Genomic DNA, 12,391 nt, shown 5'->3' on the forward strand with positions numbered 1-12,391 from the left:
ATGAGGCTGTCAGGTCAATCTGCTTCAGTTCATCCGGCACGAACTTCAAGCCGTTGCGAATGGAGCGCGAGTTTTCGATCACGCTGTCGGAGTGAAAGAGCATTCGAATTACGCCTGTTTTTATGAGCAGCTTATACATAAAGCCGCTTACCGGCGCCTCGGCATCATTGTAGTAATATTCCGGACTTCCGCCATCCAGCATCACGATGCCCTGTACCTCGTCCGGGTATTTCTGTGCAAACCGGAGCGTTTCAAGGGATCCTAGCGAATGTCCCACAAACAGGTAAGGCGGCTTTTGGCCGGATGCCTGCAGCACTTCGTGTATTTCGTTCGTTATTGTATCGATGTCACGCTTCTTGTCCGTCGTATCACTGTACCCATAGCCGAACCGGTCGTAAACTGCGAATTTAACATGTGGCGCGAGCTTCTCATACAGCGGGTAAAAATCAATATACGGATTGGCCGTGCCCCAACCGGAAGCGAATACAACCGTTACATCCCCTTGACCGCCGGTATATAAATGCATATTTTTCCCATTCACTTTGTACAGCTTGCCGCTAGGGGTATAAGTTTTCAAATCATTCCGGACGCTCACCTGTTCATATATCGCGCCTGATCCCAGAAAAACAAGAATAGCCACGAACCCGATAACAAGCGTCTTCCATAATCTTTTACGCCATTTTTTCATCTCTCACACTCTCCTGGATGTCAATACATAGATTCCAATGGCTGATCGGGCGTCGTTATTGAGCGGCGGCAGCGTTAGCGACGGCTTCTCCCTGCCGCATAACCAGACCGTTCTCCCAGCGCACGGGAATCGATTTTCCTGCGAACAAGTCTTTGTTATCGGATACTTGATAATGCAAATGGGGCTCGCTGGAATTGCCGGAATTGCCGCATAGCCCGACCGGGTCCCCCTTGGCGACTTTGTCTCCGATTTTGACTTTGACGGAACCTTCCCGGAGATGCGCGAGAAAGCTGTATTCTCCATCGCCGTGATCGATAACGACCATATTGCCCGCAGGCCGATCGGCATTCATAGTACCGACCGGGACGTTATCCTTGATATCGTTCACGACGTCGACGACCTTTCCGTTCCTGGGCGCGAGGACCTCTTGTCCGAACGCATAATAGCTTTCATTTTTGGCGGCATCCCCCTTATAGGAATATCCGTCCTTGACCTGAATGATATCGTAGGCGTAGCGCTGGCTGGGATACGCGTAGTGATAATTCGAGAGAACGTCCCGGCCTCCCCAAAAAACGAACCATTCCCCTTTGAACGGAGCGCCGTATTCAAGCTTGGTCAATGTATCGTCCGTTGCCGGAAAACTTTCCAACGGCTTAAATTGAAGTCCCGTAATCACGTTCTCCGCATCCATCGTTAAGATGACTCCTTTTTTGCCTTCCTGATCTGTCCACGTGAAATAATTCGTTCCGTTTAACCGTGCTTGCGAATGGGGCTTCCATACTTTTACGCCCTCGCTGACGCTGGTGACAACCTCCCGGAACTGGTCTTTAGCAATTTGCTTTTGAAACTCGGCGCTAGTTTGTTTGTAAATCGCATCGTATTGTCCGTCAAGCAAAGCCTGCCCGATTTGTTCCGCCTTAAATTTCATCGCATCTGGCTCCTTCGATTCGGATGCCGCTGCCGGTTCCGAAGTGGCTGCGGATTGTTTCCCGCTGCCGTTATTGCCGCTTCCACACCCTCCGAGCAGGATAGCGCAAGCTGTCAGCAGTACTAATGTTCTTTTCATTGTCTCCACTCCATTCTCTAATCGGTCTATCTCCATTATGAAAGATCAGTCTTATTTCATTGGAAACGGAATATTACGCCAATCTTAATTCGGATCAGCCATAATTAAGGTTCCGTTAAGTTTGCAGCGGTTCACCGTCAGCGGGAACATGTTAAAATAAGAGGAAACGCAGGGAGCAGAGGAGTGAAATGAACTTGAAAGATGCCGCCATCCTTCTCGTGGACGATGAACAAGCGTTACTCCAGTTATTGGAAACGGTACTTCGCAAAGAAGGGTTCCAGACGATAGATAAAGTAAAATCGGCGGAGGAGGCGCTGATCGCGTGCGAGCGGCGAGGCTATGACGTCATCGTCCTCGATGTAACGCTGCCGAGTATGAGCGGCATTGAGGCCTGCCCTTTCATCCGCAGATTAACGGACGCTCCTATTCTCTTCCTGAGCGCGAGGACGACGGATTTCGATAAGCTGACCGGGTTTGCGGTCGGAGGGGACGATTATGTCACCAAGCCGTTTAATCCGCTGGAAATCGTCGCCAGAATCAAGTCGCTGCTGCGCCGTTCCGGCAAAGCGATTCAGTCCTCAGCCGCTCCGGCTGGCAGAATGATCGATTTCGGCCGTTTTCAGGTCGATGAAGCCGCCGCGGAGCTGCGCGTGAACGGTACGCCGGTTCCCTGCCCTTCGCTTGTTTTTCAACTCCTGATGTTTTTATGCAAAAACCCCAATCGTGTTTTCACGAAAAGCGAGCTATACGAACGGGTGTGGGGCGGAAACAGCTTGAATGACGACAACACCATCATGGTTCATATTCACCGGATCCGCGAGCGAATAGAACCCGATCCCGCCCAGCCGGAGTACCTGGTGAATGTCAGGGGGCTTGGGTACAAGCTGGTGAAGAAGGAGCTTCCGCATGAACATTAAAAGCCGGCTTGCTCTCCGCCTGGTCGCCTGGCTGGCGGCCGTTGGGCTCATTTTGTTGGCGCTGGCCGGAGCCGCGCTTTATTGGATGCTGGACCAGTTGACGAAGATAGACGCGACGCGGCAATTCGAGAGCGCAGGCTTGTACCGGCTGATTACAACGATTCAATCCGAAGGGGACAAGCTGCGATTCGACCCGGAGCTTTTGGAGCAGGTTCGCGAAAGCGGAGGATGGCTCCAGCATCTCGATGAAAAGGGCAGAGTAACGGACGCTTTCTATACGCCGAACGATGTTCCGCTCTCCTACGGTCCGGGACAATTAACCGCTTATTGGCTTGGAAAGAGCCCTTTTCCCTATCAATTGTACTTGTGGATACAGGAAAAGGACGGTACCCTCCATACGCTGGTTTACGGCAAAGAAAAGCGGGACGACTACTTACTCCAACAATTGGTCGATCACGCTGTCATTAACGGCAAAGACATTCGTCTTCCGGACGAATTGCAGAGCAGCCTGAGTAGCGGTGCGGCCTGGCTGCAGCTGTTGGACGAGAACGGCGCAGAGATAGCGTCCTTTAACAAGCCCGCCCAAGCCGTAGCCGATTTCTCCGTTCAAGAATTGGCGCTGCGCTCCGTATACCCTGATCGTTACGGCACGAGCCTGAAGTCGCGTTACATCAAGGAAACCGGACGGACCTGGGTGCTCAGCTCTCCGTTATCCGGCATGAAGCCCGGGGAGAAGCCGCTGTTCAATCCGGAGATTCGCGTGCTCGCTATCGGTATTGGAACGTTCCTGCTGGCGGCAATGCTCGTATTCTTGATCGTCGCCTATTTGTTCGGGCAGCGCTTCGGCTCTCCGATCATGCATGTGCTGAAATGGCTCGGATTTTTGGGAGAAGGCCGGTATGAGGAACCTGCCGATCCGGGCGGCGTTCCCCGCAGCCAGGACGGCCGCGGCAGACGAAAACGCAAGTTTCGCGTCTATCAGGACGTGATCGATTCGATGAATTCGTTATCGCAGACTTTGCACCGCAATGAGAGGCTGCGGGAAGAAACCGAACAAATGAGGGCCGATTGGATCGGGGGCGTTTCGCACGATTTGAAAACCCCTTTGTCCTCCATCAAAGGCTATGCGCATCTTTTGGAGAACGATACGTATGAGTGGACGCCGGAAGAGGTGCGCTCTTTTGCCAGAATCATTTTGGACAAATCTTCCTTTCTGGACGAGTTGGTCAATGATTTGACGCTGACGTACCGGCTGAGAAACGGACAGGGGGCTCCTTCCGACGAGCTTGTGGAAATTAACGAATATGCAGCCGAAGCGGTCGAGGAAGCGGCTAACCATCCGGTATACGCGAGAGGCAGCGTCCGTTTCATCCCTTCGGGCACTCCCTCCTATATTTTCGTATATAAGCCCTGGTTTCAACGTATCGTGGACAATTTGGTCGCCAACGCCCTGCTGCATAACGATGCAGGGACGATTTTAACGGTGTCCGTTCAAGCCGCAGAGCCATCCGGCATTATTTTATCCTTCGCGGACAACGGCAGGGGAATGAACGAAGAGACGGCAACCCGGCTGTTCGAGCGGTATTACCGGGGCACGGACACCGAAAGCAGAGCGGAGGGCTCCGGGCTTGGCATGGCCGTTACCAAGGCGTTGGCGGAAGCGCTTGGCGGGACGATCAAAGTCATAACCGCCGAGGGGCGGGGGACGACGATCCTGCTTCATTGGAAGCTCGAAGGATCGCAGACAAATCCGGCAGACAAGCATGCCGAAGTGCAGAATTGATTTTGAACAGGGTTATCATCTTGACAACAAGGCACGTTTAAAATATAGTAAACACATCGGAATTAAAATTAACTGACTCGTCAGTTAAGTGAGAAGAGGTGGTTAGGATTGCAAACGTACCGGATCAGGAAGATCGCCGTCAGCAGTTGATGGGGGCGGCGCTTGAGCTGTTTGCGAGAAAGGGGTACCACAATACGAAAATTTCGGATGTGGTTAAGTCTGCGGGCGTGTCCCAAGGAACGTTTTATTGGTATTTTCAGAGCAAGGAACAGCTTACGCTGGAATTAATCGATGGCGGCAAAGAGAAGCTGGCCAAAGTGATCGAACAAGGATACCGCAAGCACGCAGGGACTACGGAAGATATGGTGCGGTCGTCGGCGCGGCTGCTCACGGATTTGTTCGAATTCGCCCATGAGAACCGGTATTTGATGGCGCTGCTGCTGATCAAAGGCCAGGGCGCCGACCCGCCGGTCAGGGAAGCCGTATCGCAATCATGGATCGCCTTCGAAGAAGCCTTCAAGAGCAACGTCAAGCGCGCTATAGAGCTCGGCATGCTGCCGCAAAAGATTGATGTGCCCCTGCGGGTAAGCATTCTCGTCGGCCTCATTACAGGGGTGCTCACCAAATGGTTGTTCGGCCCGATGCACGACGTCGATTATGAATCGGCGTACAGCCCTGCGCAAATGGCGGAAGAAACGGCAAGGTTTGAGATTTTGGGATTGTTGGGATAATGAAACATATACGACTAGAGAACAATCGGGAGGAATGGAAGTCACTATGAAAATGAACAGATGGTTTAAATCGATATCGTTGTTAAGCGTAATTACGGTCGCACTCGCAGGATGCGGGACGAAACCGTCGCAGCCTGCGGCGCAAAGCCCAAGCGCCCAGCCAACCGCAGCGGCGGCCTCGTCGAACCTGCTCGAACAAATCAAAAAGTCGGGCAAAATCAAAGTGGGCTTAATGGGAACCTATGCCCCGTATAACTTTTTGAACGACAAGCATGAAGTGGACGGATTTGACGCCGATGTGGCGAAAGAAGTCGCCAAGCGTCTGGGTGTGCAGGTGGAATTCATCACCGGGGAATTTTCCGGATTGATCGAAGGTCTGCAAAAAGACAAGTACGACGCATTGGTCAGCCAGGTGACCATCACCGACGACCGCAAAAAAACGATGGATTTTTCCACGCCTTATATTAAAAATGCCGTCAATGTCATCGTCAAAAGCGACAACACGACGATCAAGTCGATCGACGATTTCAAAGGCAAAAAAGTCGGCGTAGGGCTCGGCACGAACGATGAGAAATATTTGCGCGACGTCGTGCTGCCGAAAGTCGGAACATTTGAAATCGCCACGTACAACGACGTTATCACATCCTTGACCGATTTGAATGTCGGCCGGATCGATGCGACGATCAACAACATATTCGCGATCAAGCCGCTGGTCGAGAAAAATCAATTCAAAATCAAAACCGTAGGCGATCCGATCAAAGAGGACTCCGCCGGCATCGCCATCCGCAAGAACAATCCGGAGCTGCTGGATGCGATCAATAAAGCGTTAAGCGACATGAAAGCCGACGGAACGTTTAAAACGATTTTCCAAAAATGGTTTGGGGTCGACCCTAACATTTAACGGGCACGACTGGAGAGGATGCATGGAATGGATCTTGTTATTCAAAATCTCCATTTTCTATTGACGGGTGCCTACTATACGCTTCTTATCACGCTTGTATCGATGTTTTTCGGCTTCATAATCGCTCTGATCGTAGCGATAGCGCGGTTAAAAGGAAATTGGCTCATTCGTAATGCGGCCAAAGTCTATGTCTCCATTATCCGCGGAACGCCGATCCTTGTTCAGATTTTTATCGTCTATTACGGATTGCCCGATTACGGAATCAATTTTGGGCCGCTCACTGCGGCCTATATTTCCTTAAGCATCAATATCGGCGCTTATTTGTCCGAAACGTTTCGCGGCGCGATTTTGTCCGTGAACAAAGGCCAGACGGAGGCGGCGCTGTCGCTCGGCTTGTCGCCGTGGCAGACGATGCTGAAAGTCGTGCTCCCGCAGGCGGCCAGAGTAGCTATTCCGCCCATGGGCAATACGTTTATCGGCATGCTGAAGGAAACTTCGCTCGTATCCATCGTGACGGTCACCGAGCTGCTCCGTTCGGCTCAACTGCTCATGGCCCAGTATTATATCGCGATGCCTTTTTATATTGCAATTGCCCTCATGTATTGGATCATGAGCATGGCTTTTTCCTATATTTTGAACCGCATTGAAACGAAATTATCCAAGGCTTATTAAGGGCGTGGGTTCGCATGATCGAGGTTAGCAAGCTTAGCAAAAGTTTTCAAGATTTAAAGGTGTTTCAGCATATCGATTTGCATATTCGTCAGCGGGAAATCGTGGTCGTCATCGGCCCGAGCGGTTCGGGCAAAAGCACGCTGCTGCGCTGCCTGAACGGGCTGGAGGAGCCTGATGAGGGAACGATCCGCATAGGCGGCATCAAGTGGGATGCGGCCATGGATGCCCCGGCGAAAAAGCAGGCGATCAAACAGATCCGTTCGTTAACCGGAATGGTTTTTCAATCCTTTAATTTATTTCCGCATATGACCGTTTTGGAAAATGTCACGATGGCTCCTATGCTTTTGAAAAAAATGCCCAAGGCGGAGGCTGTGCAGCTTGGCGAATCGCTGCTGGCCAAAGTCGGCCTGCTGGAAAAGAAGCACGAATATCCGTCCCGGCTTTCCGGAGGCCAACAGCAGCGGGTGGCGATAGCCAGATCGCTCGCCATGGAGCCGCAGATCATGCTGTTTGACGAGCCGACATCCGCCCTGGACCCGGAATTGACGGGGGAGGTGCTCGCGGTGATCAAGCAGCTTGCCGCGGAAGGCAGGACGATGGTCGTCGTGACACATGAAATGAAGTTCGCCAGGGAAGCGGCCGACAGAGTTATTTTTATGAGCGAAGGGAAAATACAGGAGGAGGGCGTTCCCGAGCAGTTTTTTGCCGGGCCGCAGACCGAACGCGCGCGTAAATTTTTACGGCAGCTTGGCGAATAACACGCAGGAGGGTGAGACCGTGCTTTCCAGCAAAGCAGAACATTTGAGCCATATTGCCGCGAGATCGAGGCGGATTATGGAAAGGGACAACCTGGACGCGCTCGTGGCGTCCGGCTGTGAAAATTTTTACTACCTCTCCGGTCACCCGAGCACGTTCATGTATACGCTGCGCATGAGTGAAGTGGCGCTGGCCGTCATGTTTCGCGATCCGAACCGGAAGACGATCGTGATCATGAACGAGTTCGAAGCCGCCGGCGTTCCGGAGGATTTGCCCGGGTGCGAGATCAGAACGTATCCGACGTGGGTCGATGTCGACGATCCTTTGGGTCTGCGGGGAGGCAAATATCAAGGCAAAAGGCCGACCGCGCACCAGGTGCAGGAAATGTTCGGCCTGCTCGTGCAAGTGTTGGACGAGCATGGCGTCTCGCAAGGCCGGGTGGCCGTCGAGCTGGGCTCCATGCGGTATCCTGCGGCGGCGGCCCTGCTTGAGCTCGCGGGAAGCCGGGAGCTGGTCGAGGCAGCTCCCGTTTTTAGCGAGCTGCGCGCGATCAAGACGCCATGGGAGATCGAGCTGCTGCGCCGAAGCTGCGCCTATGCCGAAGCGGGCGTCTCCGAAGCCGTGCGGAGCATTCGGGCGGGGAGCTCCGCCGCCGACATTGCGCACGCTTTTCAGCAGGCGCTGCTGCGCAACCGAGAGGGATCGACGTCGCGATTTCATATGATTTCCGTCGGGGCGAACTTTGCCCCTGCGCATATTTTTGATACCCGTCCGGGCGAGCCCGGGGATTTGGTCAAATTTGACGTAGGCGTCGATGTGCTAGGATACGGGTCCGACATTGCCCGGACTTTCGTCATCGGGGCTCCTGCCGATACGGCGAAGCGGGCTTACGAGGCTTTGAGGATCGGGCACGACCGTCTCCTGGAGCTGATCGAACCGGGGAAAACGATGCAGTCCGTTTTTGACGAAGTCATGGGCCTGATTCGCCGTTCCGGTCTGGACAATTACAACCGAGGCCACCTTGGGCACAGCGCGGGTTTGAGCCTTGCGGCGGAGGAACCTCCGTTCATCAGCCCTGCCGAGAGTGCCGTTTTTCAGCCCGGCATGGTAATTTGTCTGGAGACCCCTTATTACGGTTACGGCGTAGGCTCGATTATGATTGAAGATATGGTGCTGGTAACGGAATCGGGCTGCGAACGGCTCAACAAGCTGTCGCGGGATTTGATTTCGCTTTAAGTTGGCAGTCGAGAGGGAGGCTTTTAGAAGCCTCTCTTTTTTTTGACATATAAGAATTTATAAGTTTTGGGGTGATCGGGGGGGACCCCTTATTTATTCGAGCCGTGCCGAGCGGCCGACCGTCGAAAAGCTGTTGTGGCCAGGACAACGCCGGCCATGCGAAAATACCTGCAAAAGTGCATCCTTTTGCCCCAAAATATGCTTGCAGCGATAAATTCCTGCAAATCTGCAGTTTTTTTCGCTGAATTCGGGGCTCAGTTCTATTTGGAGCGGGAATTGCTGCACTATCGCAGGCTTTTCCTCCACACGAGCCGCTTTTGCCGAAAAAGCCTGCACTTTTGCAGGCTTTGCGGGTTAGCGAGCCGCTTCACAAACGGCCGCCCCGGTTTCTGGGAGGTAAAAGAATAGTTACTCACCCGTCCCGACGCACACGCTACAGCACTTAGCCGTCCGTGTCGGCCGCCCCCCATGCAACTAAGCCGTCCACGTCGTGCCGCCCTGCGCTCGCGCTTAGCGCGTTATGCCGCCAGCTTAAATCCTTGTTCTGAAGAAAACCTCCGGTTCGACGGGGAGTTCATCCCTTTAACTCAATGAAAAGATGGAAGCCGGAGTCTATTCAGCTGCATGTACGGTCATGGGCGGCGGGGATCAGTAGTCGGAGAAAAGAACAATTTGAGCTAATGTGTATTAATTTTCATACAGAATTATCGATTTTAACGAAAGAAGGATAATTCTGTGTGATTTTTCGAGTTGATCCTGCAGATCGTAGATGGCTAATGATGAATGAGCTGATCGACCCGTTTACGGGTGAATAGGTGAAAAAGGGCGTGTAAAATGGACGAAACCTTGATTGACGGCCAAGAACTGCCGCTTTGCGGCGGGATTCGTGTCGTCCTCTTCTTATTGCCGGGGATTCAATGTATAGTCTTAACGGGATTCTCGGGGGAATTCATGTCCAGACTACTCCCGATATGCATGCAGCCCGTCTCTCGTTGAAAAAGTATATGGTGGTTTGTAATCACGGTGGATTAATATTAGGTCTAGCCAGGGATCCCTAAGTTAAAGTTTGCCGCATGTTTTCTGAAGCATTTTCTTGCCCTAGCGGCAGAACTATGTTTCGTGTCTCAATTGGGTCTTGACTATTGCTTCCCAATACTATATCTTAATATTAAGATAATCAATTTAAAGATTTTTCGAATTTGTTCTACATACAGCATACTAGAAAATGGAGAGTGGACACAATGACCGATTTTATTTCTTTAGTCAAAGAGCGCAGATCCGCCAACAAGTTTATTCCCGATATCGAACTGCCGGACCATGAGCTGGAGGAAATTTTTAACCTTGTCAAATTCGCTCCGTCGGCATTCAATTTGCAGCACGCCCACTATGTCGTCGTTAAGGACCCTGCTGTCAAAGATGAAGTGTACCATGCAGCGGCGCAGCAATACAAAGTAAAATCGGCATCGGCGGTTATCGCGGTGCTGGGCAATATGGATGCTTACAAGGATGTAGCGAAAATAAATGAAGGCTTTTTGCATCTGGGCGTTTTTAATAAGCAAGAATATGATATGACAGTCGAATCGGTGACCCGGTTTTATGAAGAGCGCGGCGACACATTCATGCGGGAAGAGGCCATTCGGAACGCAAGCTTGTCGGCCCAGTTATTTATGCTGGCTGCAAAAGAAAGAGGCTGGGATACTTGCCCGATGATCGGATTCGATCCCGAAGCTTTGCGGCAGGTGCTGCAAATTCCGGATCGGTATGCAATCGCTTTGCTGGTGACTATTGGGAAAGAGGACACTTCCAAAAGAAGGCCGCGCGGCTACCGCAAACCGACCGGCGAGTTCGTCAGCTACAACCGGTATTGATGGGTTCAAAACGAAAAAAAAGGAGCTGATCGATTGGCGAGTTCAAGCCCCCCAATTGCCCCGTTTCTCATGTTTGCCGGCAAGGCGAAGACAAATACGGCGTGTCGTGGCAATTGAACCTTGCAAAAAACTAGTACAACGAGGCCGGGGACAGAAGCGAGCGCAATCCTCGGCCTTTCTTTTGCCGATGGGCGCTTTGCGGCGGGCTGCCGAGCCCGCAAAACTACGAATGAGCGGACGAGTTTGTTTAAAATTGGGGGAACTGATTGGATGAAGAGTAAGCTGCAAATATTTATCGCGTTATGGGGGGCCCTATCGTTATCGCTGCTGGTGCCGACCGCCTATTCGAAGGAAACGGTTCCGGCGGCGAAGCAGACGGTCGTCCTGAAAGTAAGCGATCCGGTTGCGACGGTCAACGGCAAACAGGTGGCTTTGCAGACGGCGCCGATCCTGCTGAATAATGTTACGCTTGTACCTCTGCGCTTCATAAGCGAAACGTTTGGCGCAAATGTGAAGTGGGAGGAGAAGAAGCGCGGCATTACGATACAGGACAAGGAACAAACGATCGAGCTTGTGATCGATGACGCATGGTCGCAGGTGAACGGAACGCGCTCCAAATTGGAGCAGCCTGCCGTTATTGTCAACGAAACGGCGATGGTTCCTTTGCGATTCGTAGCCGAAAGCTTGCATCTGACCGTCAGTTACGACGAAACTGTTAAGCAGATTCAAATAACTTCGAACGAGCGGAAAGCGGAAGCCGAACAGGCCGCAGCGCCTGCCAGACAGCGTTTGGAGCATGTGACCGTAGATCATCTAACGGCTGACTGGCGATATCCAAAATCTTTCGACAAGCTGAAATTAGCCCCTCTCTCGACCAAGAGCGTGGCGGCGGCCAAAAATAATCAGGTTTATATCCTTGAAAATGACACGATTACAGGATCAGGACTCGTCATCAAGAAATACGATCCGAATGCTTCAGAGAAGCTTTCTCTGGTAACTGCGATTAACGAGAAGTTCAACTTTGATTATACCGTTAAAAATGACAAAATTCGTTTTATTTACTCGTCGTTCGTTCCCGAGAGATTGATTTACAATGACGCGACCGGCGCTTTGTACGTGCTCGGCGAAAGCACAACGGAGGACCCGCGTTTGCGAACGGTCGTGTATTCCATTTTGCCGGAAGTGAAAATGATTACATATCAGTTTGAAACGCCCGGCTTTTTCAACATCGAGGATAATTTTTTTGCTTCTCTTGACGAGCAAACGTATTATTACGGGGACCCGCACACGCGGTCGGTCTATTCGGCAAAAAAAGGCGAGAAGATGGCTCTGTTCGCCGATTCCGGCACCGAGGGCGTAACCCGAATGATCTCCACGGTAAAAGACGGCGTCACGTATGTGTTTGACAAAAACGGAAAAACGATATTCAAACTTACGGACAATGGGCTGAAAAAAGCAGCCGCAGTATCTGTCGACACGGATTCGATAACCAGGCTGTCAGCCTCCAATGGATACTTCTATGTCCTGGATAAAAACTCGCTCATTCATCGAATCGATCCGAATGGCGAAATATCCGTTTACGCCGATCTTCAAGGCGTTACATACAACAGGGGGATCTTCAATATCCCGGAGACGCAGATACAGCAGTCGGACCCGTTGACGTTGGACCGAAACCGTATATTGATGTCTGCGGATAGCAATGGCAATATTTTTCTTATCGACGATGACATTTTAAAACGCATCAACATTTATCCGTGAGAAATACCCCGCCGC

General features: G+C 51.8%; 11 protein-coding genes and 1 pseudogene. 10 read left to right on the forward strand and 2 right to left on the reverse strand.

The genetic code is table 11. The annotated features are described in order from the left end of the window. Both AC6RNO_RS16810 and AC6RNO_RS16815 read right to left on the reverse strand, forming a co-directional pair. Window positions 1-688, reverse strand: a 688-nt coding sequence (locus AC6RNO_RS16810) for an alpha/beta fold hydrolase (protein WP_497106126.1), incomplete at its 3' end; no start/stop codon positions are given. 55 nt (window positions 689-743) lie between these two features. Further along, entirely contained in the window at window positions 744-1,754 is a 1,011-nt protein-coding gene (locus tag AC6RNO_RS16815; RefSeq protein WP_497106127.1) for a peptidoglycan DD-metalloendopeptidase family protein, read from the reverse strand. 194 nt (window positions 1,755-1,948) lie between these two features. On the opposite strand from AC6RNO_RS16815, the gene AC6RNO_RS16820 reads away from it, so the two are divergent. The 10 genes and pseudogenes from AC6RNO_RS16820 (at window position 1,949) to AC6RNO_RS16865 (ending at window position 12,376) form a co-directional block, all read left to right on the forward strand. Next, window positions 1,949-2,671: a response regulator transcription factor gene (locus AC6RNO_RS16820; protein ID WP_488437897.1), complete on the forward strand. Its 723-nt coding sequence runs from the start codon at window positions 1,949-1,951 to the stop codon at window positions 2,669-2,671. Further along, window positions 2,661-4,454 carry an ATP-binding protein gene (locus AC6RNO_RS16825; RefSeq protein WP_497106128.1) on the forward strand — a complete coding sequence of 598 codons (1,794 nt, stop codon included), beginning with the start codon at window positions 2,661-2,663 and terminating at the stop codon, window positions 4,452-4,454. The genes AC6RNO_RS16820 and AC6RNO_RS16825 overlap by 11 nt, the downstream gene beginning before the upstream one ends. 149 nt (window positions 4,455-4,603) lie before the next feature. After that, a complete protein-coding gene (locus tag AC6RNO_RS16830; protein ID WP_497106208.1) occupies window positions 4,604-5,185 on the forward strand; it encodes a TetR family transcriptional regulator in 582 nt (193 codons plus the stop codon). 46 nt (window positions 5,186-5,231) lie between these two features. After that, a complete protein-coding gene (locus tag AC6RNO_RS16835; RefSeq protein ID WP_474685172.1) occupies window positions 5,232-6,086 on the forward strand; it encodes a transporter substrate-binding domain-containing protein in 855 nt (284 codons plus the stop codon). A 27-nt stretch (window positions 6,087-6,113) separates the two neighbouring features. Further along, window positions 6,114-6,758: an amino acid ABC transporter permease gene (locus tag AC6RNO_RS16840; protein WP_474685171.1), complete on the forward strand. Its 645-nt coding sequence runs from the start codon at window positions 6,114-6,116 to the stop codon at window positions 6,756-6,758. Window positions 6,759-6,772: 14 nt separating this feature from the next. Further along, entirely contained in the window at window positions 6,773-7,516 is a 744-nt protein-coding gene (locus AC6RNO_RS16845) for an amino acid ABC transporter ATP-binding protein (RefSeq protein WP_474685170.1), read from the forward strand. Window positions 7,517-7,535: 19 nt separating this feature from the next. Then, the gene (locus AC6RNO_RS16850) at window positions 7,536-8,750 is read left to right on the forward strand and encodes a M24 family metallopeptidase (RefSeq protein ID WP_497106129.1); all 1,215 of its coding nucleotides are present in this window, start codon (window positions 7,536-7,538) and stop codon (window positions 8,748-8,750) included. A gap of 831 nt (window positions 8,751-9,581) precedes the next feature. Further along, a pseudogene (locus tag AC6RNO_RS16855) lies at window positions 9,582-9,808 on the forward strand (MBL fold metallo-hydrolase); the annotation flags it as partial. Window positions 9,809-9,991: 183 nt separating this feature from the next. Further along, complete coding sequence (locus tag AC6RNO_RS16860) at window positions 9,992-10,618, forward strand: nitroreductase family protein (protein WP_497106130.1); 627 nt, start codon at window positions 9,992-9,994, stop codon at window positions 10,616-10,618. Between the two features lie 270 nt (window positions 10,619-10,888). Continuing rightward, window positions 10,889-12,376, forward strand: a complete 1,488-nt coding sequence (locus AC6RNO_RS16865) for a stalk domain-containing protein (RefSeq protein ID WP_497106131.1) — start codon at window positions 10,889-10,891, stop codon at window positions 12,374-12,376. Window positions 12,377-12,391: the final 15 nt, after the last annotated feature.

It is taken from the genome of Paenibacillus sp. sgz302190, from assembly GCF_059820445.1.